This window comes from Paraburkholderia ultramafica (assembly GCF_902859915.1).
GTDB lineage: Bacteria > Pseudomonadota > Gammaproteobacteria > Burkholderiales > Burkholderiaceae > Paraburkholderia > Paraburkholderia ultramafica.
The window spans coordinates 38,609-62,465 of record NZ_CADIKK010000001.1 but is presented as its reverse complement, the minus strand read 5'-3'; the positions used below and the strand labels follow the sequence as shown (position 1 = coordinate 62,465).

General features: G+C 60.3%; 20 protein-coding genes. 13 read left to right on the top strand and 7 right to left on the bottom strand.

Annotated elements, in window-relative coordinates; genetic code table 11:
• Nucleotides 1-294: 294 nt before the first annotated feature.
• Nucleotides 295-1,266: a L,D-transpeptidase gene (locus HV744_RS00310; RefSeq protein WP_246278879.1), complete on the top strand. Its 972-nt coding sequence runs from the start codon at nt 295-297 to the stop codon at nt 1,264-1,266.
• Nucleotides 1,267-1,285: 19 nt separating this feature from the next.
• On the opposite strand, the gene HV744_RS00305 is transcribed toward HV744_RS00310, so the two are convergent.
• A complete protein-coding gene (locus HV744_RS00305; protein WP_175147583.1) occupies nt 1,286-2,155 on the bottom strand; it encodes a DMT family transporter in 870 nt (289 codons plus the stop codon).
• A 269-nt stretch (nt 2,156-2,424) separates the two neighbouring features.
• Nucleotides 2,425-3,984: an ABC1 kinase family protein gene (locus HV744_RS00300; RefSeq protein WP_175147582.1), complete on the bottom strand. Its 1,560-nt coding sequence runs from the start codon at nt 3,982-3,984 to the stop codon at nt 2,425-2,427.
• A 688-nt stretch (nt 3,985-4,672) separates the two neighbouring features.
• On the opposite strand from HV744_RS00300, the gene HV744_RS00295 reads away from it, so the two are divergent.
• Entirely contained in the window at nt 4,673-4,933 is a 261-nt protein-coding gene (locus HV744_RS00295) for a hypothetical protein (protein ID WP_175147581.1), read from the top strand.
• Between the two features lie 123 nt (nt 4,934-5,056).
• Here the strand turns inward: HV744_RS00295 and HV744_RS00290 are convergent, their stop codons facing one another.
• The gene (locus HV744_RS00290) at nt 5,057-5,695 is read right to left on the bottom strand and encodes an IS110 family transposase (RefSeq protein WP_246278878.1); all 639 of its coding nucleotides are present in this window, start codon (nt 5,693-5,695) and stop codon (nt 5,057-5,059) included.
• A 294-nt stretch (nt 5,696-5,989) separates the two neighbouring features.
• Between HV744_RS00290 and HV744_RS00285 the strand changes: the two genes are divergently transcribed.
• The gene (locus HV744_RS00285) at nt 5,990-6,988 is read left to right on the top strand and encodes an ABC transporter substrate-binding protein (protein ID WP_175147580.1); all 999 of its coding nucleotides are present in this window, start codon (nt 5,990-5,992) and stop codon (nt 6,986-6,988) included.
• 150 nt (nt 6,989-7,138) lie between these two features.
• On the opposite strand, the gene HV744_RS00280 is transcribed toward HV744_RS00285, so the two are convergent.
• On the bottom strand, nt 7,139-8,011 hold the full coding sequence (locus HV744_RS00280; RefSeq protein WP_175147579.1) for a 4Fe-4S dicluster domain-containing protein: 873 nt from the start codon (nt 8,009-8,011) through the stop codon (nt 7,139-7,141).
• Complete coding sequence (locus HV744_RS00275) at nt 7,981-10,938, bottom strand: molybdopterin-dependent oxidoreductase (RefSeq protein ID WP_175147578.1); 2,958 nt, start codon at nt 10,936-10,938, stop codon at nt 7,981-7,983. The genes HV744_RS00280 and HV744_RS00275 overlap by 31 nt, the downstream gene beginning before the upstream one ends.
• A gap of 319 nt (nt 10,939-11,257) precedes the next feature.
• Between HV744_RS00275 and HV744_RS00270 the strand changes: the two genes are divergently transcribed.
• The 9 genes from HV744_RS00270 to HV744_RS00230 all read left to right on the top strand — a co-directional run bounded on the left by HV744_RS00270 (nt 11,258) and on the right by HV744_RS00230 (nt 20,960).
• Complete coding sequence (locus HV744_RS00270; protein ID WP_175147577.1) at nt 11,258-11,797, top strand: MarR family winged helix-turn-helix transcriptional regulator; 540 nt, start codon at nt 11,258-11,260, stop codon at nt 11,795-11,797.
• 195 nt (nt 11,798-11,992) lie between these two features.
• Nucleotides 11,993-13,039 (top strand): cupin domain-containing protein, encoded by a 1,047-nt coding sequence (locus HV744_RS00265; protein ID WP_175147576.1) that lies wholly within the window; start codon nt 11,993-11,995, stop codon nt 13,037-13,039.
• 33 nt (nt 13,040-13,072) lie between these two features.
• Entirely contained in the window at nt 13,073-14,173 is a 1,101-nt protein-coding gene (locus tag HV744_RS00260) for a Gfo/Idh/MocA family protein (RefSeq protein WP_175147575.1), read from the top strand.
• Nucleotides 14,174-14,771: 598 nt separating this feature from the next.
• Nucleotides 14,772-17,249: an ATP-binding cassette domain-containing protein gene (locus tag HV744_RS00255; protein ID WP_175147574.1), complete on the top strand. Its 2,478-nt coding sequence runs from the start codon at nt 14,772-14,774 to the stop codon at nt 17,247-17,249.
• Between the two features lie 29 nt (nt 17,250-17,278).
• Complete coding sequence (locus HV744_RS00250) at nt 17,279-18,277, top strand: ABC transporter permease (protein ID WP_246278877.1); 999 nt, start codon at nt 17,279-17,281, stop codon at nt 18,275-18,277.
• A 264-nt stretch (nt 18,278-18,541) separates the two neighbouring features.
• On the top strand, nt 18,542-19,609 hold the full coding sequence (locus tag HV744_RS00245) for a porin (RefSeq protein ID WP_175147573.1): 1,068 nt from the start codon (nt 18,542-18,544) through the stop codon (nt 19,607-19,609).
• A gap of 83 nt (nt 19,610-19,692) precedes the next feature.
• Entirely contained in the window at nt 19,693-20,076 is a 384-nt protein-coding gene (locus HV744_RS00240; RefSeq protein WP_175147572.1) for a nuclear transport factor 2 family protein, read from the top strand.
• A gap of 17 nt (nt 20,077-20,093) precedes the next feature.
• Nucleotides 20,094-20,348 (top strand): SDR family NAD(P)-dependent oxidoreductase, encoded by a 255-nt coding sequence (locus tag HV744_RS00235; RefSeq protein WP_246278876.1) that lies wholly within the window; start codon nt 20,094-20,096, stop codon nt 20,346-20,348.
• Nucleotides 20,349-20,420: 72 nt separating this feature from the next.
• On the top strand, nt 20,421-20,960 hold the full coding sequence (locus tag HV744_RS00230; RefSeq protein WP_175147571.1) for a MarR family winged helix-turn-helix transcriptional regulator: 540 nt from the start codon (nt 20,421-20,423) through the stop codon (nt 20,958-20,960).
• 33 nt (nt 20,961-20,993) lie between these two features.
• Here the strand turns inward: HV744_RS00230 and HV744_RS00225 are convergent, their stop codons facing one another.
• The gene (locus tag HV744_RS00225; RefSeq protein ID WP_175147570.1) at nt 20,994-22,739 is read right to left on the bottom strand and encodes an FAD-binding protein; all 1,746 of its coding nucleotides are present in this window, start codon (nt 22,737-22,739) and stop codon (nt 20,994-20,996) included.
• Between the two features lie 192 nt (nt 22,740-22,931).
• Here HV744_RS00225 and HV744_RS00220 point away from each other — a divergent pair, with 192 nt between their 5' ends.
• Nucleotides 22,932-23,522, top strand: a complete 591-nt coding sequence (locus HV744_RS00220; protein WP_246278875.1) for a MarR family winged helix-turn-helix transcriptional regulator — start codon at nt 22,932-22,934, stop codon at nt 23,520-23,522.
• Nucleotides 23,523-23,580: 58 nt separating this feature from the next.
• On the opposite strand, the gene HV744_RS00215 is transcribed toward HV744_RS00220, so the two are convergent.
• Nucleotides 23,581-23,817 carry a hypothetical protein gene (locus tag HV744_RS00215; RefSeq protein ID WP_175147569.1) on the bottom strand — a complete coding sequence of 79 codons (237 nt, stop codon included), beginning with the start codon at nt 23,815-23,817 and terminating at the stop codon, nt 23,581-23,583.
• Nucleotides 23,818-23,857: the final 40 nt, after the last annotated feature.

Here is a 23,857-nt window from a genome sequence, read left to right as displayed (position 1 = left end):
AGATTGATTTAAAACTGCCACGAGGATTGTAGAAAATGTCCAGCCATTACAGTGAAATTGATAAATTGTGTGCATCTTCATCGACAGAATGCAATGTGCTTAGTAACATCCTCGTTCCGAGCGCCGCATGACCCGGCGAGTAGTCAATAATAATCAGGTTTGCTCTAATACGCGATGAACTACCCAGATCGGCCTGGCCAGCCTGTATTGGACCGCCTGACTTTCGTACCGGTAGTTCGTCGGCGTGACGAGGTGTGTATGCCGCGCCCGTGCTCCGTGTCGCGCGTATCCAGTATGACTCCCGGCACGCGTGCTTTGCGGATTCTGACGCACGCGTTGGCCGCCGCCTTTTGCGCTATGTCGTGCGCCGCTGCGTTGGCTGCATCGGCTCAGGGGTCAGCATCGGCGCTGGCATCGGCATCGATCGCGGCGAGCCGTCCGCCAGCCGCCGTCAACGCTTCCGCGTTAGCCGCGCCCGATGCGGCCGGCGTCGTCGATCCGCGTCGCGCGTTTTTGTTGCGCGACGTGTTCGCGCGCGACGTGGCGCGCCGGCTGAAGGTGCCGGCCGCCGAGCAGCGCGCCTACGCCGATCGTCTGAAGGCGGCACTCGGTGCGAACGTGCTGGGCAACTTGTCGGGCGAGTACGTCGCTCTGGTCGATCGCAATGCCAACGTGCAGGCGCTGCTCATCTACTTTCGCGCAACCCCGGCCGACAACTGGCAGATGATCGGCGCGTCGCCGGTTGCTACAGGCCGGCCCGGCGAATTCGACCATTTCATTACGCCGCTCGGCGTGTTCGAACATACGCCCGCGAACATGGATTTCCGCTCCGAGGGCACGCAGAACGAAAACCATATCCGCGGCTACGGCAAGCGCGATATGCGGATTTTCGACCTCGGCTGGGCGCAGGGCGAACGCGGCTGGGGCAAGGGCGGCATGTCGCAGATGCGCTTCCAGATGCATGCCACCGACCCCGACCGGCTCGAGCCGCTGCTCGGCATTCGCCACTCGAAGGGCTGCGTGCGGATTCCCGCGTCGCTCAATGCGTTTCTCGACCACTACGGCATTCTCGATGCCGAATATGCGGCGCTGGTCGACTCGGGTCAATCGTTGTGGGTGTTGAAAAGCGATCGGCAGATCGTGCCGTGGGCCGGGCGTTATATCGTCGTGGTGGATTCGGCGCGCAAGGGCCGCCCGGCGTGGGCGCCGGCGCCCGGCAGCAAGGTGCGCGCCAAGGTGCCGGCCGGCGCGGATACGGCCGATTGATTCCCGGCTGCCCGGCGCCTCACGAGCGCGCCAGCAATACGCCCGCCAGCGCGACGGCAAAGCCGGCGACCTGCACCGGCAGCAGCGTTTCGCCGAAGCCGGCATAGCCTTCGAGCGCGGCGAGCGGCGGGGCGAGGAACATCAGCGCGGTGGCGCGCGCCGCATCGCCGCGCCTGACCATCCACACCAGCAAGGTGACGCTGATGCCGGAGAGCATCACGATGCCCCACGCGAGCGACGCCCACAAAGTGGGCGACGCAATCCAGCGCTGTTCGCCGAGCGCGAGCGCCAGCACAGTCGCGACGAGCGCCGCGCCGACATTCTGCACCGCGCTCGCGCTGCGAATATCGGCCTTCGCCAGCGAGGTCTTCTGAAACAGCGTGCCCGCTGTGATCGCGGCGACCGCGACGATCGAGATGAACACGACCAGCCATGCCGGCGCGTTGCCATGCGACGGCGGCGCGGCCGACGCGAGCTTCGGTGCGAGCACCAGCACGACGCCGGCGAGGCCCAGCGCCATGCCGGTCCAGCCGCGCCGCGAAAGCCGCTCGCCGAACAGCGGCGCCGCGACGGCGGCCGTCGCGAGCGGCTGCAGCGCGCCGAGCAAGGCCATCACGCCGGCGCTCAAGCCTTGCGCGACAGCCCAGTAGCCGGCGCCGAGATAGACACCTTGCAGCAGGGCGCCCGCCGCCAGATGCTTGCCGAAGTCGCGGCCGGTCGGCCACGCCGCGCGTGCGACCCCGGCGGCGAGCGCGAAGATCAGCGCGGTGCCGCCAAAGCGTGCGAGTAGAAAGAGATTGGGATCGGCATACGGCGTGATCGCCCGGGCGACCACGAAACCGGTCGACCATAGCACGACGAAGACAGCGGCGATGAAGGAAGCGAGCATCGGAAGGGATGACGTGAAAAGCCGCCATCTTGTCGGGCTACGCGCTGCATGTCTTGTTCGAAGCTGCAATCGGCGGGAGCGTGTCGCGCGAAGCTTTGCGCGATATTTTCGTTCGCGCGAATGAAGCGCAACCCCTGTTGCGCTTGGACTCCGTCTTTTTGCCCGCTGTAACAAGGCGGCCGCATTGCGACGGGCGGCACGTCCTCATGGTCCGCAAGCACGTTGCGCCGGGGCGCGTCCTGAGCGGTCACCGGGATTGACTGACTGCGTCACCACATCAGCAACATCGTTCCCGCGCCGAGCACGCCGCCGCACAACACACACGCCCACAGCAGCACCCGCGTGCGCCGGTATTCGCGGGCGATATCCGCGATCAGTTGCGCGTTCTGCTGTGGTGTGCGCGCGCGAGCGTGCTCATGCTGAAGATAGCGGACCGCCAGTTGGGGCACGCGCGGCAGCATATGCGCGAGATGCGGCAACTCGCGCGAGATGCGCTTGATCCAGCCGCGATGATCGAGGTCGCGCCGCGCGATATCCGCGAGCACGCCGCGCGTGATACTCCACGTATCGACGCCCGGATGCAGTGCGCGCGCCAGCATTTCAGCTTGCTGGAACGAGCGCTGCGCGTTGGCGAGGCGGGCGGGCACCGCGCCTTCGAACGGATGCACCGCGTGCAGCAGATGATGAAACAGCGAACCCGCCGAGCGGTCTTCCGGCTCCGCCGCGAAGTGCGCTTCGGCGCGCGTGCGCAACTCGGCTTCGAGCATCTCCGCGCGCGTGTCGTGCGGCACGTGCCCGGCCTCGCGATGCATGTCGGCGAGCCGGCCGTAGTCCTGGTCGAACAACGCGGTCGCGCCGTGCACGAAGAATTCGCGCTCGCCGGTCGACAGCGTCGACATGATCGAAAATTCCGCCAGCACGAGGCGACCCAGCGTGTCCGGCTCGACGCTCACCCGCACGTGGCGCGCATCGAGCGTAGCGTGGAAGAAGCCATGCTCGAACGCCTGCCTGGACACGACTTCGACGATATGCGCGGCCAGCGGCGCGAGCTTGATGTGATGCGCGTGCAGGCCGGGCAGGTCGCTCGCCGGCAAAGTGCTGATGCGCTGCATCGTCAGCGTGTGGTTGGTGCACAGATCCCAGATCACGGCTGGCACGACGATGCGCTTGTCGCCGTCGAAATGATGGCCGGTCTGGCTCAGATTGGCGGCTTCGGCGCGCAGATCGAAGCGGCGCAGGATGTCGTCGGTGAAGGTCTGCGCGAGGGCGCGCAGTTGCAGACGACGCGCGGTGCCGGAGAGCTTTTCCAGCCAGCGCGCGACCCAGCGCAACAGCGCGAGTTCGTCGCCGATCTGTTGCAGCTGGTCCGCGCGCACCAGTTTGATCGCCACTTCGTGATGGCCTTTGACCGGCGTGACGAGCCGCGCAAAATGCGTCTGTTCGGCAAAGCCGCCGCGCACCGGCACCAGATCGACCGCGCTGAAGAGCGTGGCGAGCGGCTGGCCGAAGGCGCGCGCCAGCGCCTGTTCGGACTCGTGAGGCGGCAGTGGAGCTTCCATGTGATCGATTGCGTCGATCGCGTCGTGCAAGGTGCCGGTCGCGAGTTCGGGCCGTTCGGTGAGCGTCTGCGCGAAACGGCTGGCGAGCGGCCCCAGCGCCGGCAGCACGTTATGCAGGCTCCGCCCGCCGCGTCCCGACGCATGCACGCGGCCGACCAGCTCGATCATCCAGTGCAGTTTGTGCTCGGGCGGGGCGGCCAGCCAGATCAGGCGCGCGCCGTAACGCAGCGCGTGGAACAGCAGCAGTAGACGGCGAAACAGTGGCGGCATCGGTAGTTCGGTTGACGGACCGGCAGTATCGGGACACGCAACGACCGGACGTCGGCGCGCGGCCAGGGCAATAAGGTTAGCAGGTAAGTCGGCAAGTGAGCGCGCCGCTGGGAGCGTCGGCGCGCCACGCGTAATACAATACGCCGGCCTTCTCCAACCGCGGCGAAACCAGGCGTGCCGGCTTCCGGCCTTCCGCTGATGCTCTCAGAACTACGTCAGTCCCCTTTCCGGACGGTCTTCTGTTGCAAAACCCGCGCTGAAACCTGCACACCGGCATCGTACGCTGTCTTGCGCGTCGACAGTGAGCGTCCTGTACGGATATACAGTAATGGCGCCTGACGGTCCGTCCCACTCAGTAGGGTTTTGTTTTTCCGCGACCTACAAGACCGCGTGGCGCTCGCAATTCCTGCAAATAGTTGCACAGCCTTGAAGACCACAGACGGATCGGCAGAACGCCGATAACTGCCCCTGCCTGTGGGAAACAGGCGATCTGAGGTTTAAATCCTCTCGCCTCGACCAAAGAGATCAACACCTTACAAGTAATGTTTGTATGGCCTCTTTCGTTTCGTGCATAAGCCGACAACAATGAATTGCTCTGTTTGCGCCAATTCTGAGCAGTCACCGATCTATACTGCACTCATAAAATCCGCAAACGAGTGCTTGCGGGACATCTCCTGGAGGAACCGTGATGAAACTCGTTCAGCTCATCGTCGCTATATCTATTTTAATTCCAACTGTGTCATCGTTCGCTCAATCGACGCCGCTGGCTGCGAATGAAGACGTAAGGGCGCAGCTAGTTCAAGAAAAAACGACGTACCAATCTTTGAATTCCAACGATCAGAAGCAGGCGTCAATGAATAAAGTCAAACGGAATGGAGGGCAGTCTCATCAGATAGCCGGAATGAACATGGGTCGTTACTCGCTGTCAGTGGTCGGTCCTTCTTTTTGATGTTGCCGATGACTATCGCGTTGTCGTCGTATTCGCCGAACCCGGTATTTTCCTAAAGTCATTGCGATGGGCGAGCCTGTCATCGCAGCTGTTACGGACGAGTCCATCGTAGCGTGAACGGTTTCAACGCAGGTCTGCTTTACCTTTGATCGAACTGCGGGGCGCTCGGAGTCGTGGGAGCCACCTGCAAACGGCCGTTCGACACACGTGGGCATATTGTCGATAATCCGTCACATCGGGCGCAAAACCGAGCGCATTCACCCGCTCGTCCCTCAGATGCTTGATCACTTCTCCGGTCATCCGCTGACCTGTCTGTCGGGAAAGCAGGTTTTCGATTGAGAATATCTGTGCGGTCCGGCAGCGCACCAGTTGCATTCGCTTGCGCGAGTGGTCCCGTACCGGCCGCTCTTCTGCTGGATAAATGTAGCCTTCTGGCAATAGCCCCAGACGCAGGAGTTGCGCGAGATGGGCTGCATCGATGAAGTCGCCGCTATATTTCAGGCGCTCGTACTGCCTGATTGCCGCTGGGTTCGCCAGATGTACCTGATAGCCAAGCTCCATCAGTTCATCTACCAGCCAGTACCAATTGAACGTCGCTTCGATGACCACCCCGATCAGTTCGGCGCGGTACGGAGCCAGAGCGGCCCGAATCTGGATCGGATCGTTGGGTAACCGCCGCTGGTAGAGGACCCGGTCAACCTCATCACTGACCACCACAACACTGTGGTTTGAGTGCAAGTCGATTCCGCCAAACTTGTCCATGCTGACCTCCCGTGCATCAATTCGGTTTGGACCTTGACTTTACGCTGGCCGTCTCTGCTCGACCGAGAGCAGGCCGGCCATATGATTACCCGTGCCGTTCGACAACACGTGACTGTGTTGCCATCGACATGGCACGCCGATCAATGGTCCTCCATGATCCTTGACATATGTAATCCTTCATAGGATCATGCGATGCAGAATAAATTGATTGCGATTTAAGCGGTCTCCGGACCCGCCCGGCTGACCTGTGTTGACGTTTTCGTTTCGATCGTTCCGCAACAAGGAGAAGAGGTAATGGGAAATCACAAGCTCCGGCTGTCTATTGCCGTTGGCAACTATGACCGTATGCGGCCGCTCGTCGATGGGGATGTTCAGATCGACGGCGTAGATCCGGTCTTTATGCTGCAGGAACCTGAGGAGATCTTCTTTCGTGCGTTTCGGCACGCCGACTACGATATCTGCGAACTGTCGCTCAGCAGCTATTCTGTCAAGACGGCTGCGGGCACGTCGCCCTATATCGCCGTGCCGGTCTTTCCGTCGCGGGCGTTCCGGCATACTGCGATCTACGTGCGAGCGGACCGGGGCATCAACAAGCCTGAAGACCTGAAGGGCAAGCGCATTGGGGTACCCGAGTACCAACTCACCGCCAACGTCTGGGTCCGGCTCTTTCTCGAGGAAGAGTATGGGGTAAAAGCGTCCGATGTGACCTGGGTGCGTGGCGGCTACGAAGATCCTTCCCGAGTCGAGAAGATCTCGCTGAACCTGCCGGACGACATCAAAGTGGAAGACACCCCGGAAGGCGAAACCATCTCCCGGCTTCTGGCGGCGGGGGAGATCGATGCCGTCATCGGTCCGCGTGCGCCATCCTGCTTTGACCAGGGCCACCCGCAGGTTCGGTATCTCTTCGACGATCCACACAAGACTGCGGCCGATTGGTATGCGCGCACAAAGCTGTTTCCGATCATGCACACGCTCGGTGTCAGAAAGACGCTCGCGGATCAGCATCCGTGGCTGCCGGGTGCACTCGTCAAGGCGTTCGAGAAGTCGAAGGCGCTCGCGCTCGAGCGGCTTAGCGAGACCGGTGCGACCAAGGTGACCTTGCCATTTGTCGAAGACCAGTTGCGGGCGGCGCGCAAGCTGATGGGCTTCGATTTCTGGCCGTATGGCTTTGCGCAAAACGAGCACACAATCGACCGCTTCCTTGCCCGGCATCATGCCGAGGGCTTATCCAGCCGTCGGCTTCAGGCGCGTGAGTTGTTCCATCCCGCGAGCCTCGAAAGCTTCAAGATCTGATTCCAGTGTCGAGCCTTGTCCGGGGTCACGCGTCCAAGCCGGGCGCGGGCCCCGGAACGCCACATACTGGCTACTGGCAAGCCGATCGTCCAGAACGTTGCATGTCCGGCAACGAACAGACGGACATGCAAATTCGCTGGAGACCAGGTTTCAATAGAGTAGCGTGCCGAGGTTGACGCTCCCAATGCGATCTCTTGTAGCGAGAACCTTTTCCTTTCCGTCCTTTCTCACCCGCAATTCGATACGCGAGGACGGCGCAATCAGCCCAGAGAACCGGAAGTCGCCAAAATGGTCGGTTCTGGCGATGCGTTCGCCTCCATCGGCGGAGTCGCGCAGAATAATTTCAACACCCTCCAGATTACGCAGTTGACCACCACCCAGGTCTTCGCAGACGTTGCCTGCCACCAGATGGCTGAGCGCATCGTCGAGATTCCTGTAGAAGACGCGCGGCTTGGTGCCTAACTCGGGGCGCATGACTGACAGGTGCTCTTTCTCGACCATCTCCGCCAATTGGGCGTCTCCGACATTCAACGCACGGATCGCCTTGGTAGGGCAGGCTTGCGCACAGCGTGGCTCTTTCCAGCCGGCGTCGAGCAGGTGAGCGTCGAAGTTCCAGTTCTGCGGCACCTGTTCCTGTTCATTCCATTCGATCATGCCGTAAGGGCATGTGCCGACCAGATCGCGCCGGCCGTGCGACTTGACTGGGTCGATCACGACAATCCCGTCCGGGCGCTTGTAGATCGCGCCGTCCGGGGCCGCTTTGACGCAGGGTGCGTTGTCACAGTGATTACAGGTCTTCGGGATATAGGTGACATCGACGAGCGAGCCCTCTCCGCGAACGTGACGTTCGATCCGGATCGTTTCCAGACCTTCCGGCGGATGCGGCGCGGAATAACCCGGAAAGGCATTGCCGGCGTACTCGTCCTTGGTCGCGAGGACGCAGTTTCTGCAATTGATGCAGAGTGAAACGTCAACGACCAGCGCCCAGCCGCTCACGCTGCTTTCTCGAGAGTCGAGTCCCATTTTTCCACCTCCACCCAACAAGTATTAGGCATGATCCCGTCTGCAGTCGGACTCATTTTTCCACCTGGCGTCAGGAGATTGAGACAGCCTCCGCGATCGACCAGGCCCACCGAAGTCTCGATCAGGTCGAGCTCCGCACACGACTCGTTGCCGCGCGTCACGCCCGCTTTCACGAGCTGAGAAACGTCCACGGCACAGATCACCGACGCCTGCGCGTTGTAGACACGAACCAGATCGCCACGCTGTATGCCGCGCGTCTCCGCATCCCGGTTACTCATTCGCAGAACCCAATATCGATATCCGCCGACTTCCATCCGGTGTTCGTCGATCGTGCTGACGTGACTGTTCTTTCCGTCCGCATGCGTATGGAAGCTGTAGACCGGATGGTTGGTGACGAGCTGCAACGGGAACGGCTGTTTCGCCGCACTGGCGCGGTTTATGTATCGGTTGACGGCCGGCCTTGCGGGATCAATCTGCTCGATGCGACGCAGGCTCGACGGCACGAACTCGAACTTGCCTGATTGAGTGGGAAGTCCCTCGCCGAACGCTTTCGAATACACGCCGGGAAGCGGGTTCGCTTCCGGCAAATCCTTGGGCCGCCCTTGCGCGAACCAGCGCATGTCGACGGGCTGCTTTTCATTGTCCGAAGGAGGAGGGACGACGTGATAGCCCTTTTGCAGGAACTTCTTCCAGGTGGTTTGCTTCGGCAGGTCCGTGGAGTTGAACATCCGCTCGCACCACGCCAGTTCGGAGCAACCGCCTTCCGAGAACATGCCACCGTATCCAAGCCTTGTCATGATCTCCAGAAAGATCTGATAATCCGACTTCGATTCGCCGAGGGGCTCAATGCATTTGTGTTGCATGATCACCATGCGGTGATTGAGCTGGCTCTGCGCATGCTGGATGTAGCCGCCGCAATTGGCCCATTCGGAGATGTCATCACGTTCGAGCGCGGTGCAAGCGGGCAGAATGACGTCTGCGAACTGGGCCTCGTTCTCCATCCATATCGACTGGTTAACGATGAACTCCAGGGATGAGTGACGATACGCTTCAACGAGCCTGTTCGATCCCGGCGTTGTGCCGAACGATGACGAGCCGTAACGGTACAGCATGTGAATGCGGGAATGGCCCGGCCTCGGATACGAGTATTGAGCAAACTGTCCCTCGACCGAGAAGCCGTCCCACGCGTAGCCTTCCGATTTACCTTCCACGATGGCTTCGGCAAGCCGTTGCCGGGGGACGGCCTGCTTCACCGGGTTGATCGTGATGATGTGAGGCATGCGGCAGTAGTTGTTGGCGGCGCTCGCCGTGTTGTTCAGATCGCCTGAGATTCCGCCCTCGGCGTACCCGGGAAAGTAGAAATTGAGGTCCTGCGGCGCACCGATCTGCAAATTGCCGAAGTTGATCCCCGGTTTTCCCCATCCCTGCATGGCCATCATCATGACGACGCTTCGCGCCCATTGCGCGCCCGTCTCGGTGCGGCACGCGCCGCCAAAGCCCGCGCCCAGGCCGCCCGCCGCGAGATAAGTCTTCTTGGACGCCCACAACCGCGCGAGACTGCGGACATCCTTGGCGGGCACGCCGGTTTCCGCTTCTTGCCACTCGGGCGTCTTCGGTACGCCGTCCTCTTTACCAAGGACGTAAGCGCTCCATTCGTCAAAGCCGGTCGAATTTGATGCCACGTATTCCTTATCGTAGCTGCCGCTAACCATCCATTCGTGCATGATGGCGATCGCGAGCGCCGAGTCGGTGCCGGGTTTGATCGGCAGCCATTTCCCGCCAAGGAACTGAGCGGAATGCGTCAGATAGGGGTCGATATGCACGAATTCAATGCCGAGCTGTTTGGCCCACAGCCGGCGCTCGGTGCCTTCGAATCCGCCATAGACACCATTGGTCGATTCGGGATCGCTCGACCAGAACACGATGACCTCGGCATGCTGAAGGCAATCTTCGGTCGTGCCGTAAAAGCTCGGCGTGCCCAGGCGCAGGCTGTTGCCGTAGTGATGCATGGCCCCCCAGTACCAGCCTTCCCAACTGATCGGACTCGGTTCGATGCGGGTAAAGCCGATCAGGTTGCCGAAACGCAGCATCGCGCTAAGGTAGTAGTTGATGTTTCCCCACTGGTGGTGCGCGCCCGTGACCATGCCAATGGCTCCGGGGCCGTAGTCCTTCTTCATGCGGCGAATTTCCCCGGCGACGATATCGAGCGCTTCGTCCCAGCTGATGCGTTCATAGCCCGAGATCCCGCGATTCTGGGGATTGCGTTCGCCATTGGGATCGAAGTCGACGCGCTTCATCGGATAGAGGAGGCGCTTGTCGGAGTACACGAGCGATTTGAGCGAGAGCGCGTGCGGACTGACCGTTGCACGCCGTGCCGGCGAAAGCCGGCGACCTCTTGCCGTGATACTCCAGCTCGGTCCGTCTTCCTCTTCGAGATCGATGGGCGTGGTGCGGACAATTTTGCCGTCCTTGACGAAGACGAACACAGGGCCGCCATTGGTGAGGGTGACGAAACGCGTGGTTCCGTCTTTCATCGGCATGCCCTTACGCCACGCAGCCGTCTTCATCGTGTTGACGAGTTGGCCGAACCACACGAGCTTCTCGTCGCTTCCGCCCTGCGTGATCTTGAAGTTCTTGAGCGCATCGATCAGGAACGCATGATCCGTTTTCGGCGCGAGCATCTTGTGCGCGGTCGCGACGTCCATGAAGACGAGCTCGGCGTCGGGCCTGGCGCACACTCCCCAGCGTCCGGACACGCTGCCGTCCCTGAAATGGAGCTGCCTCGCGAGACTGTTGTTTCTGAGCCGTAGCTGGATGACTCCACTTCCTGTGGCGAGATGCGCGCGCACGGCAGGAAACTTGCGGGCCGCCATACGCAGGACGGTCGGCATGAGCCAGAGGATAAGTACAAGGATTTTTCGCTGCATGAGAATGTCATCCCTGAGCAGAACTGGGCTTTGATTGGACGCAACGACTGCCGTTCAGGCACCGATCGAGGTTGTTCTGAATTGCCCTTGATAAGCGAATTTTACGGAGCAGCGCGACGCAGCGGTCAGTCACGTTGTATGATCCTAACTGGAGCGGATCATTTGTAAGGCAATGATACCTAAAAAAATAAACCTATATAGAATGATGTTATTTGGTATAAATAAAGTCAAGGACTCCCATGGTGGGGTATGCCCTGACTACCGTTTGTTCGTGGCCCGGAAATTTGCCCGGTTGGCCCATATGGAAAGGAAACACGGAATGTCCAAGTCGAATCCCAGCGCCGCCAGGGCAACTCTGGATCGCGAACCGTCAGGCGAGGCAGCCGCGAAGTTGTTGCCCGAACTATTTGATGAGCGTGGCCGAACTGTGCCGTGGATGGCCAGGACGGTGCACCGGCTCTACGATGCACAGGGTCAGAAAATTCTCGACAAGGAAAACCTTGCCATTTCGTACTGGTATTACCTCCGCGTGCTGGCCGAGCGCGGCGAGCTGAATCAGCTCGAATTGAGCAAGCGAGTGGGGATCGCCTCGACGACCGCGGTGCCGGCGCTCGACAACCTGGAAAAGCGTGGGCTGGTGCAAAGGATCCGGGATCCTAAAGATCGACGAAAATATTACGTCAGTCTTAGGGAAGAGGGTAGACGCCTGGTCGACGACATCTTGCCGGAGTTCACGGACATCCACTCGGCCTCCCTCGACGGAATTTCTGCGCGGGACATGCGGGTGTTCTGGAAGGTCGCGCACCAGATTGAGCAGAATCTGATCCAGATGTCCAAGGACGATGCGGCCTTGGACTGACTGATACCGGTTGCCTGGGAGATTCCCTGGTGCTCTTGACTTGACTTGATTTGCTCCACGACACATCATTCTATATAAATCTATCCGTTATGCGATCATCGCAAAAGTGATATGCGATGGACGTTATTTGCCGACGTCCGCGAGGCGTAGAAAGAGCCGGCGGAGGCGGTGTTAGAGAACGAAGGAGGTGGACAAATGAGTGACAAAACGCATGATGCAGGCCCCCCCCTGGTGCAACTCTGGAGCCGTGACGGGTTCCAGGGTGCACTGTCAGTTGTGACCCGGCCCACCTATGCGCCTGATTATCTTTCCGTGCAGGGGCCGCACGCACCGCGGCGAGCCGTCCTCGAGCGCTTGACGCCTGACGATCACGACGACCCTGAGGCTCTTCCGACCACCGTGGCGACGTCCAGGCTCGGCGTCAAACTGCATGTGTCGGGGCGGCGCAAGCCCATGCCGTACGTGGTGCGCAATGTCGAAGCGGACGAGATTCATTTCATCCAATCCGGCACGGTCAGGTTCGAAACGGACGTGGGCTGTCTCACGGCGACGGAAGGCGACTTCGTCTGCATTCCCAAATCCGTCGCGTATCGATATGCGCCGACCGGCGATGCCATGCGAAGCATCATCGTCGAGAGTCCTGCGGCCCTGAAGCTTGCGCCGCCCGCGCCAAGTGGCCTGCTCAACGTAGCACGGGATCTCAAGTTTGCCGAGATCGACTCCGCCATGCCGGCCGGCGGTCCAACGCGGCTGGTGCTGAAAACCCTCGACCCCGAGAACACGGTCTTCACGATGCCGCATGATCCGCTTGCACTCGGCGTGTGCCTGTCGGAGTCCGTCCCGGTGTGGAAGCTGAATCTGGCCAATATCCAGCTTCACGCGTACCTGCCTGAGGGTGGTCCGCCCAGCCAGTTTCTGTCGTCGAGCACGGGCGACGTTCTGATGTTCAACCTCAGCGCACGTCCCGGAGGGCGGCCACCGGTTCACATCAACGCCGATTTCGACGAAGTGATCTGTTACGTGCGAGGCCCCGGCGCCTGGGGCGGGTGTACGGAACCGGGTACCTTGACCTGTGTGCCAAAGGGGGTCATCCACCACGGGCCGTCGGAGGACGTTCCTGAGGGCTATCAGGCATGGTTGCTGGAAACGCGCGCGACGCTGCGTTGGACACCGAACGCCCTTGCCGCTTCGGAGTTGATGGAAACGGGCCAATACCGGCCGCACCCCAGTGTGGACAATTGACCGGCGTGACGCGACTCGTATTTCGAGGATGCAATGAAAAAACGTTTTCGAGTAGGAATCGTGGGAGTGAGCGCGCAGCGCGGTTGGGGCACCGCAGCGCATATTCCTGCGTTGCGTGCGTTATCCGACGTATTCGAGACCGCCGGCGTGGCAAACACGAGTCTCGCGAGCGCAAAGGCGGCCGCTGCTGCCTTTGGCATTCCACGCGCGTTCGAGAACGTGGCGGAGCTCATCGCCTCCCCGAATATCGACGTCGTGGCCGTCACGGTCAAAGTTCCGCACCATCGTGAAGTTGTCGCCGCGGCTTTGGCGGCGGGCAAGCATGTCTACTGTGAGTGGCCGCTCGGCAATGGCCTTGCAGAAGCGATCGAGCTTGCAGACCTCGCCAGGGCGAGCCACGCACGGGCAGTGGTGGGCACCCAGGCCACCGCGTCGCCCGAAGTCGAACTCGTGCGCAAGCTCGTGGCTGACGGATACGTGGGCGAGGTGTTGTCGTCGACCTACCTCGGCTGCGGCCCTACCTGGGGCGACGAAGTCACGCGCGGTGACTCGTACGCGATGGATGCGGCCAACGGCGCAACCTTGCTGAGGATCATCGGCGGCCATGCACTTGCGGCCATCCAAAGTGTGCTCGGCCCAGTAGACGAGGTGGAAGGTTTGATGTCGCAGCGCCGCAAGACTGTGCGCATTGTCGAGACGGGCGACACGATCCCAATGCGAACACACGATCATGTGATGGTCAATGCCGTTCTGAAATCGGGCGCAGCGTTGTCGCTGGAGCTTCGCGGCGGCCTGCCGCGTGGCACGCAGCTGTTGTGGGAGATCAACGGAACGCTGGGCGATCTGCGCATTACCGCTGCGCATGACCACTATCCCGTGATCAATATCGCGCCATTGCGCGTGGAGGCGGGCCGCAAGGGCGAGCAGGGGTATCGCGAGGTCGAGGCGGCGAAATCCGATTTCGCGGATGTGGTCATTGCGCGCAATGTGGCGGCCATCTATCGACAGATGGCCGACGACCTGGTTCACGGAACCAGCACTGCTCCTGATTTCGATGACGCTGTGGCCCTTCACAAGGTGATTGATGCCATCGAGCGATCAGATCAGACCCGCAAGCGGGTGCGAATCGACTGATCTGTTGAGGTCTGCGATCGGGGCCACTGGCACGCCGCACGCAGACTATCGTGTTGCCAGCGGCAACAACACATCTCAACGTTGATCCTCAACCACACCGACCTGCTCGACGAACCCGCAAGTGACACTGCTGGCGGGTCGTCTGTCTTTGCATTGCACCACACTCACTAAAGACATCCGCGGTCCATGCGGCATGGCTAGGGAGATTCCCTAGGGTTCTTGACTTTGGTCGCTCTAAAACACATCATTCGATATAAATCAATCGCTCATGGAATCATCGTATTCGAATTGATGTGCGCGAGAATACGCTGCCCGCATTCCTCCGTTTATTTTCGAGCTATTGCATTCCGCCGTCGAGGCTATCAATCGGCATCCACTTCCGGAACCAAGATTTTTCGTAATAACTCAGGGCGCAGATAGATAAAAGAACAAGAAATCAGGTGCAAATTCATTTGTAAATATTTCGTACAACAGATAAATGCAAACGATAGGCGCGTTGTGAAACATTTAAACCGCTCCGCATGATGCTGACTATCCTCCGCGCTTCCTGCCAACAAGCTCATGGAAGTATTTGCGCAATACTTGTTCGAGACGAATCATGAATGACCAGAAAACGCTGCTGCAGGTCGATGGTGTCACCAAGATCTTCCCCGGAGTCCGGGCGCTCGACAACGTGACGTTCTCGGTGGTCGAGGGCGAGGTACACGGTCTCGTTGGCGAGAACGGGGCAGGCAAGTCCACGCTGATGGCCGTTGCGTCCGGCGCCCTCGTTCCGGAGCAGGGGCGCGTCGTGATCGACGGCACCCAAACGCGAGGCGACACGGAGCAGGCACGCCGGTTGGGGCTGGCCATCGTACGGCAGGAACCGGCGCTTATGCCCGACCTGACCGTAGCGGAAAACCTCTATCTCGGCGTGCCTGCCGAGCAGCGTCCGTCCTTGATAGAGGTTGCGCAATGGGCACGAGGGCTCCTCACGCAATGGAGCGACGATGTCGCAATCGATGCGAACGAGCGCGTGGGGAGCCTGGGCCCCGAGCAGAGGTTCATCGTCGAAATCGTCAAAGCGCTTGCTGCAAAGCCCAAGGTTCTGGTTCTCGACGAACCGACCGAGCATCTGTTGACGGAAGACGTCGACCGTTTGTTCGCGCGCATCCGCAAGATAACCGCTTCGGGTTGTTCGGTCGTTTATATCTCGCACCGGATTCGCGAGGTGCAGAGAATTGCACATCGCCTGACGGTTCTTCGCGATGGTCAGGGCCAGGGCACCTATGAGGCCGCGGGCCTCAGCGAACAGGAAATCGTCGAACTGATCGTGGGCGGCGCGCTCGACCGCGACTTCCCGGCCAAGGGCAACAACAGCGGCGCAAGCGTCGTTCTCGAAGTGGCAAAGCTGCGTGGTGCCGGCTTTACCGACATATCTGTGCGGATCAGGAAAGGCGAGATTGTTGGTCTTGCGGGAATCGACGGCAATGGCCAGCGAGAGTTCATGCGGGCTCTCGCGGGACAAACGCGAAGCCGCGGCAGCGTCACGGTTGCCGGCGTTCCCGCGAAGCTTCACAACTCGCGGTCTGCCGCCGATTCGAGCATCCGTTATCTGCCGGGCGACCGTCACCGCGAGGGCATTTTCGGCGAATTGTCGGTGCGCGAGAATTTTTCTCTCCGCAGTCTGCCATTCGATTCCATCAAGGGGTGGGTGAGCCAGCGCAGCGAAGCAAAGCGCGCGAGAGACGCCGTGACGCGATTCGCTGTCAAGACGCCGTCCATCGACACGCCTATTCGTACGCTGTCGGGCGGTAATCAGCAGAAGCTCGTGCTGGCGAGCGTGCTCGCCAGTCATCCCAAGGTGCTGCTGGTCGACGAGCCGACCCAAGGCGTGGACATTGGCGCGCGGATGGAAATCTACAGGGTGCTTCGCGAGGCTGCAGCCGCCGGCGCCGCCGTGATCGTCGTTTCGTCGGACGCGCACGAGGTGGCGGGACTCTGTGATCGCGTGCTCATCTTCTCGCGCGGACACGTCGTCAAGGAATTGGGCGAGAACGCCGTCAGCGAGAACAACATCACGTCTGCCGTCCTGACCGCAACGACTGAGCGGGAGAAGGGCGCTTCGCGGACTTCCGGGCTCTGGAAGTGGGCTGCCGGGGATTGGGCGCCGCTCGTGATGCTTGCCGTCGCGGTCTGTGCACTCGGCTTGTATGCGGCGCACGTCAATCCGGCCTACCTTTCTGCGCGAAACCTGAGCGGAATGCTGGCGCTCGTGGCGACACTGGCCATCGTCGCGTACGGGCAGCAGATGCTCATGCTGGTCGGCGGGATCGATCTTTCGGTTGGGCCGCTCATGGGGCTCATCGTCGTCATACAGTCGTTCTTCCTGAATGATGGCGCCTCGTTGGCCCATCAGCTCTCGGGATGGGGGATCGTATTGCTCGTCGCCCTCGCCGTCGGACTCGTGAACTGGATGCTGGTCGGCCCGTTCCGGTTGCATCCGATGGTGGCGACACTCGCGACGTACATGGCGCTGCAGGCCGTCTCCCTGCTGCTGCGCCCGGTTCCGGGTGGCCTGATCGCGGATTCCATTGCGGAGTCGATCAGTGCGCAGGTCGGCGTCATGCCCATTATCGCGATCGTGGCAATCGTGCTTGCCGTGGTGCTCGAAATCGCGTTGTTCAAGTCGAGGGCCGGTCTCACGCTGCGCGGCGTGGGCTCCCGCGTCGAAGCGGCCCGCATGTCCGGTGCCCGCCCGCAACTGACGTCGCTCGCCGCGTACATGGGGTGTTCGTTTCTTGCGGGCGTCGCTGCCGTGCCCATGATGGCGCAGGTCGGCACTGGCGACCCCAGCGCCGGTATCAACTACACGCTCGGAAGTGTCGCAGCGGTAGTGATCGGCGGCACGAGCCTGTTTGGCGGACGCGGCTCCTTTGTCGGTTCACTGCTGGGGGCGCTCCTCATCATTCAGGTGAACGTCGTCACCTCGTTCCTCGATATCGGTGACTCGTGGCAGTCCTATCTTCTGGGCGGGATGATCCTCACGTCAGTCGCGCTCTATTCCAAGAGCAGAGAAATGGTGGTGGCGAAATGAGAAACGCAACGCACAATCAGGCGGAAGTTATGTCGGAATTCCTTGAGCCCTCTACGTCGAAATCAAAATCAAAGCCCGCACGGCTACCCGTGATTGATGAATTCTCATGGATCTGGGTTGGGCTGATCGCGCTCTTCGTCTGCAGTTCCATCGTCGCGCCGGGCACGATGACGCGAGGCTCGATCCTGGCCATGCTTCCGTTCGCCGGCATTCTCGCCATCGTTGCGACAGGCCAAACGCTGGTTATCCAGCAGCGCGGGCTGGACATGTCGGCAATCGGCATGGTTTCGCTCGCTGGCATTGTCATGGCCAGAACGGGATTCGCGTTCAATTCCATAGTCCTCGCCGTCATTTCTACGGTCTGCATTGGCGTGGTCGTCGGAATCATCAACGGTGCGCTCATCTCGAGGGTCGCGATCACGCCGCTGGTGGCGACGCTTGCCGTCAACGCGCTGCTGATCGGCTGCGCACGCTCGTTGACCGGTAACGTTCCGGTGGACGTTCCGACCGTCATGCAAACCATTTCGCACGCCCAGTTCCTCGGGCTTCCGGCCAACGTCTGGTTCGCCCTCGCGTTCGTGACGACCGCGTGGGTTATTACCCGCAAGACCACGGTAGGGCGCAGGTTCGTCGCCGTCGGGGTGAATCCGCGCGCGGCCGAGGCCGCAGGCGTCGCCGTGCTGAAGTACAGGATTGGGGCGTACCTCGCGTCCGCCGTTTGCTTTTGCGCGGCGGGCATGCTGCTCGCCGGATTTATCGGAAGCGCGTCGCAAACTTCCGGCAACGACTATCTCCTGCCGGCGATCGCGGCCGTGGTGGTCGGGGGCACGCCGTTCACGGGCGGCAGAGGCAGTGTCGTTGCGAGTGCGGTGGCCGCATTGTTCATGGCGCAACTCGGTCAGCTCGTGCTGGCGCTTGGCGCTGGCCCCGCTGTTCAGCTCCTCGTTCAGGCTTGCGCGATTCTTCTGGCGACAACGGTACGTCATCTTCCGGAAGTTCTGCGGACAATTCGCAAGTCAAGGGGGTAGTCGTTTTGCACCGCGTCCGCCAAGCCACTGGCGCACGCTTATTGACCAGATCTGAAAATTTTCGGTTTGTAATTAGCAGTGCGATGATTTGCTTTGTTCGATTCTGGCCGCTTGTGGCTTGCGCCGGAGGTCGAGTCAGGCGATTGAAAGGCCCTACGGTCTATCTGTGCTAATCGGCGGCAAGGCAGCGGATTATGGGCAGTGTGGTCCGGAAAGAGGCCTCCGCTTTATCCATGGAGATCATTTTTCGTTCAGGATTACAAAATGAAAAGACTGGCATTATTTACAGCTTTGACAGTCATCGGGATCTGCAATGCAAACGCACAGAGCTCAGTGACCCTGTATGGGCGCGTTGCGGCTGGCCTCGATTTCGTGACAAATGTGGCGACGAACGGCCAGTCAAAGAACAATTTCCGATTCGGCAGCAATCAGTACGGGTACAGCTGGTTTGGCCTGAAAGGCGACGAAGACCTCGGCGGTGGCGTGCATGCGGTCTTTAAACTCGAAAGCCTGTTTTCGTCCGGAACCGGCCAGATTTTTGCTAACGAGCTCTTTCCCCGCTACGCGTACGTGGGCCTGGCCCACGAGAAATACGGGAGCATCTGGTTCGGCGCGGCCATGAGCCTGGCCGACGAAACCGGCTGGTACATTGACCCGCTGGGAGAGCAGGTTGGGACCGGTATTGCCAACTTCGCGTTCGGAAGAGCGTGGGGGCCGCGATCAAACGTGGTCACCTACAATTCACCTAACTGGGGCGGCTTCTCATTCCGCCTGCAGAATGGTTTTGGCAACCAGGCCGGCAACTTCCGCGGCGGGCGCGAGTTCAGTGCGAGCGCGCAATACACGGCCGCCAGCTTCGCTGCGTACGGCGTATACGAAGAACTCCGCGACGCCAACGGGAAGTTTTCAGACCTGTACGCCGCATCCCGGGTATACATGGCCGGTGTCACCTACACGTTGGGCCAGGTCAAGTTCTACACGGGCTATCAGCAACTGGTCTCATCCGGACAGGACACGGTCGCCACTACGTTTAACCCATTCGCCGCCACACGCTCCCAGCAGGAGTGGGTCGGCGCCTCGTATCAGGCTACCCCTGCGCTTTCGCTCCAGGCCGGCTGGTATCACGGCAATGTGAATCATGGCGGTGGAACGGGCAATCTCGGTGCCATCGGCACCACCTACAACCTGTCGAAACGGACATTCCTCTATCTGACCGTCGGAGCAATGTTTAACGGCAAGCAGTCCGCGTTCCCTGTTGAAGCGACCGACTCTCTGCCACTGCCGGGCCACAACCAGCAAGGTGGCTACTTCGGCATCATGCACTTCTTCTGAGCGAAATTGACTGAAGGCATCGCGAGCCTGTGTCGATGCCTTCAGCGTCCCGAACCCAATCATCAACAAGGAGACGATTCACGATGTCGGTTACGCAAACACCCACAGCAGCGACCGAGTTTGTTTCAAAGGTCTATGAAGCGATCGATTCGATGGACCAGCAGGGATTCGCGAACTGTTTGACCGAGAACTGCACTTTCGTCTTTGCGAATAGCGATCCTGTCATTGGTCGAGCAAATGCTGCTGCGGCTTCACAGAATTTCCTGAAGCAACTTGCGGGCATCAAGCATCGCCTCCTTAACGTATGGACGTTCGAGGATGTCATTGTTTCGCAAATATCCGTGACTTACACACGCAAGGACGGCTCGACACTAACGATACCGGCCGTGACGATCTGGAAGTTGCAGGACAGATTGATTGATGAGTGCCGTATCTACCTCGATATTTCTCCGCTGTTCGAGCGTTGATCTACGAGGGCAAAGAAATGAATCGCGATCTTGAGGGGAAGACCATCATCGTCACCGGCGGCGGCTCGGGTATCGGGCGTGCGGCGGCGCTGGCATGCTCCGTGGCGGGGGCACGCGTTGTTGTCGCCGATATTGATGATGCCGCGGGAGAGGAGACGGTCTCGGCGATTCAACGCGCAGGCGGTGATGCAATCTTTGCAGCAACGAACGTAGCGGATGAAGAACAGGTCGAAGAACTCGTGGCAGAGGCCATGCCCAAACCTGTTGTATGATTTCTCTTTGGTGAATCAGTTTGAACAGCTAGTACCAACCGACGCCTCCATCCCATGCTGAGGAATGAGTGAATGCCCAAATCCAATACGTCTGCAGTCAAGGCAGCCACCACCGCTCCGAAGTTAGTCGAGGCAACCGCGCAGAGACCATCAGATGTATTTGATGATCGCGGCAGAACCATTCCGTGGATCGCGCGAACGGTACACCGGCTTTACGATGCTCAAGCGCAGAAGCTTCTCGACACGGAAACTCTTCCGATAGCGTACTGGTACTACCTTCGCGTACTGGCCGAACGCGGCGAGGTCAATCAACTCGAGCTCAGCAAGCGCGTGGGCATCGCGTCGACGACCGCGGTACCCGCGCTCGACTACCTGGAAAAGCGCGGTCTGGTGAAGAGGGAGCGCGATCCAAACGACAGGCGAAAGTATTTCGTCAAACTACAGGACGAAGGCAAGCGCCTCGTCGACAAAATGTTGCCTGATCTGACCGACATGATTTCCGGGTCACTCGAGGGAATCTCGCAGAGGGACATGCGCGTCTTCTGGAAGGTCATGCATCAGATCGAAGCAAACCTGATTCAGATGGCTCAAGGCGACACGATCGTCGACTGACTGACTTACTGATCGCGAACGCCAGCGGTGCTGTCAGGTTTGTGCGATCTTGTGAGCCGTCGAAGAAGCGGCCATGGAAGCAGGGCCGTCTTCTGACTGACTACGCTTTGCCAGCGCCATCGCCGCCAGATAACCAAACGTGATCGCCGGTCCCAGCGTAATGCCGGCACCAATGTAGTGGCCGCCAACAGGCGAGTTCATGTCGTTGCCGCATGCAAAGATGCCGGGAATCGGATGGTCGTTGTTGTCCAGAAGTTCACCGTTGGGTCCCGTCACAAGACCGCGGCTCGTGCCGAAGTCGCCCGGCATCAGCTTGACTGCGTAGAAGGGTCCCTTCGTGATCGGGCCGATACACGGGTTCGGGGTGTGAGTGGTGTCGCCCTTGTAGATGTTGTAGGCCGACGCACCCTTGCCGAAGTCCTCATCGACCCCGGTCTCCGCGAAGCGGTTGTTGCGTACGACGCTGCGCGCGAGCCCGGCGGCATGGATGCCTGCCTTGGCGGCGAGCTCCTCGAGTGTCTTGCCGCTATAGAGATAACCTGACTCCTCATAGCGACGCAGCGACATGCCCGGCAGGATGATGCCAATGCCATACTTCTTCACGGCTGCTGCGTCGGCGACCAGAAACGCGGGGATCGCGCCGGCGTCGAACATTCCTTGGGTGAAGGCGTGGTACGACGCGGCTTCATTGGTGAAGCGATTGCCTTCCTTGTTCACCGCAATGAAACCGGGCTTGGGCCGATCAAGCATGAAGTGGCCCCACAGCGTACTGCCTTTTTCGTTCCGGTATTGCGAAATCGGCACGTAGTAACTTGTGTCGCGCGCATTGTGATCGAGCCGGCCACCGACTGAAACTCCGAGTCGAATGCCTTCGCCGACATTGCTTGGCAAACCGAGGCCGAGTTCGACCGTCGGCTGACGGGAATGCTCGCGGCGCATTTCGAGGTTACCGCTATAGCCGCCGGTCGCAATAACGACGCCGCGGTGCGCGCGGACGCGAGACGTGCAGCCATTGCGCGTCACTTCGGCACCGATCACGGCGCCATTCTCGGTGATGAGCCGCGTTGCATGCGCGCCTGGCCAAACCGGAATCTGCTCATCGAGGATCGTCTTGTACAGGCGCGCAATGAGCGCATTGCCGCCCACGAGGCGGGTGCCGCGATGATAGCTCAGGCGGTCTTTGCCGTAGCGCAGGAAGCGCTTCACGACATGCGAGAACGATTTGAACGAGCGCGTGAAGGACAGGAAGTGGTTCAAATCCAGAAGGTCGAGCATCATGCCGCCAAATGGGGCGAATGCCGGCAACGGTGCGCGCAGGTCCTTGAAGTGTGGACCGAGCACGCGCCCGTCGAACTCGAGCGGGGCGTGAGCCCGTCCGAACATGCCGCCATCGGACTCCGGATAGTAATCCGGGTAATGGACCGCCATCACCTCGAGCTCGGAATGGCGGACCAGATAGTCCAGCGCAACCCTGCCCTGGGTGATGTAGCTTTCCTGAAGCGGACTACCCACGGTGGTGCCGACGGTCGCCGCAAAGTACCGACGTGCTTTCTCGAAGGAATCCTGAAAGCCCGCCTCCTGCATCGGCGCGCTATCGACGAACCACATCATGCCGACCGACCAGGCGGAGGTGCCGCCAACCTGGTCCGTCTTCTCCAGCAGGAGCGGCTTGAGCCCTTCGTTCTTCGACACGATGGCCGCCGACATGCCACCTGCACCCGCTCCCAGGATGATGACATCGACCTCGAAATCCCAGCCTGCCGTCATATCAGTACTCATAGCGCTTGTCCTGTTGGAGAGGTCCCGGGAGTTTCGCTTGCACATCCATTTTGCGCATGCTGTATAATCCTCGCAAAGCGGATTATCTTCAAAGAGATAATGCTTTTTGGAATAGATTTATATCGAATGATGTGTTATAGATCGAACAAAGTCAAGAGTTCCAGGGAATTTCCTGTATCGGGAGCATGACGCTTGCTGCCCAAACCCGGACCGTGCGTTGCCGGCCGGGTGGCCCCAGTTGAGGAATGGCCAATGTCAAAACTAGGTTCGAATGCGATGCATGATGCGCTCGAGGGGCTGGAAGCGCCGAGTAATCAGCGCTCAGACGTTTTTGACGACCGCGGCCGAACTGTGCCCTGGATGGCGCGCACGATATACCGTCTCTACGACGCCCAAGGCCAGAAGCTGCTGGACAGGGAGGGCGTTTCGGTCGCGCACTGGTTCTATCTTCGGGTGCTGGCCGAACGTGGCGAGATGAACCAGCTCGAACTCAGCAAGCGGGTAGGCATCGCGTCGACCACGGCCGTACCGGCGCTCGATAGCATGGAAAAGCGCAATCTCGTGCGACGCACGCGCGACCCCAAGGACAGAAGAAAATACTACGTCAGTCTGCAGGATGAAGGGCGGCGCCTTGTCGACGAAATGCTGCCTGAGCTCACCGAGATGATTTCGACTTCGCTCGAAGGCATCTCGGCAAAAGATCTCCGGGTTTTCTGGAAAGTCATGCACGGGATCGAAGACAATCTGACCCAGATGTCTCAGGGCGACTCCGTGATCGACTAGCCACCGGCGGGTCGTTGGGCGCATCGCCCATCGACGTGCGGCCAACGGCGGCATGCGCTCACGCCACGCGCATGGTCGGGCGCTCACGGCACGGCGGGAAAATACACCAGAGTCCGTCCTTGTGGCGGAAGAAGAACATGGCCGCGGTTCCGGCGGCCCTGCGTGCTTCGACGCACACGTAACATTGCCGCCTCGCACGCTGGTTCCTGAATTCGACCACGTGCACCGTGTCCATCGAGGTGGGAGCAAGCCAGTGTTCCACCATCGAGTGCAACGACTTTCCTGCGCTAGCCATGATCTTCTCCTTACCACGCTCGCCTTGATCGCGTGACTAC

Coding starts and splice junctions, on each gene's coding strand:
- HV744_RS00310 (WP_246278879.1), top strand. CDS start 295: ATGACTCCCGGCACGCGTGCTTTGCGGATTCTGACGCACGCGTTGGCC.
- HV744_RS00305 (WP_175147583.1), bottom strand. CDS start 2,155: ATGCTCGCTTCCTTCATCGCCGCTGTCTTCGTCGTGCTATGGTCGACC.
- HV744_RS00300 (WP_175147582.1), bottom strand. CDS start 3,984: ATGCCGCCACTGTTTCGCCGTCTACTGCTGCTGTTCCACGCGCTGCGT.
- HV744_RS00295 (WP_175147581.1), top strand. CDS start 4,673: ATGAAACTCGTTCAGCTCATCGTCGCTATATCTATTTTAATTCCAACT.
- HV744_RS00290 (WP_246278878.1), bottom strand. CDS start 5,695: ATGGACAAGTTTGGCGGAATCGACTTGCACTCAAACCACAGTGTTGTG.
- HV744_RS00285 (WP_175147580.1), top strand. CDS start 5,990: ATGGGAAATCACAAGCTCCGGCTGTCTATTGCCGTTGGCAACTATGAC.
- HV744_RS00280 (WP_175147579.1), bottom strand. CDS start 8,011: ATGGGACTCGACTCTCGAGAAAGCAGCGTGAGCGGCTGGGCGCTGGTC.
- HV744_RS00275 (WP_175147578.1), bottom strand. CDS start 10,938: ATGCAGCGAAAAATCCTTGTACTTATCCTCTGGCTCATGCCGACCGTC.
- HV744_RS00270 (WP_175147577.1), top strand. CDS start 11,258: ATGTCCAAGTCGAATCCCAGCGCCGCCAGGGCAACTCTGGATCGCGAA.
- HV744_RS00265 (WP_175147576.1), top strand. CDS start 11,993: ATGAGTGACAAAACGCATGATGCAGGCCCCCCCCTGGTGCAACTCTGG.
- HV744_RS00260 (WP_175147575.1), top strand. CDS start 13,073: ATGAAAAAACGTTTTCGAGTAGGAATCGTGGGAGTGAGCGCGCAGCGC.
- HV744_RS00255 (WP_175147574.1), top strand. CDS start 14,772: ATGAATGACCAGAAAACGCTGCTGCAGGTCGATGGTGTCACCAAGATC.
- HV744_RS00250 (WP_246278877.1), top strand. CDS start 17,279: ATGTCGGAATTCCTTGAGCCCTCTACGTCGAAATCAAAATCAAAGCCC.
- HV744_RS00245 (WP_175147573.1), top strand. CDS start 18,542: ATGAAAAGACTGGCATTATTTACAGCTTTGACAGTCATCGGGATCTGC.
- HV744_RS00240 (WP_175147572.1), top strand. CDS start 19,693: ATGTCGGTTACGCAAACACCCACAGCAGCGACCGAGTTTGTTTCAAAG.
- HV744_RS00235 (WP_246278876.1), top strand. CDS start 20,094: ATGAATCGCGATCTTGAGGGGAAGACCATCATCGTCACCGGCGGCGGC.
- HV744_RS00230 (WP_175147571.1), top strand. CDS start 20,421: ATGCCCAAATCCAATACGTCTGCAGTCAAGGCAGCCACCACCGCTCCG.
- HV744_RS00225 (WP_175147570.1), bottom strand. CDS start 22,739: ATGAGTACTGATATGACGGCAGGCTGGGATTTCGAGGTCGATGTCATC.
- HV744_RS00215 (WP_175147569.1), bottom strand. CDS start 23,817: ATGGCTAGCGCAGGAAAGTCGTTGCACTCGATGGTGGAACACTGGCTT.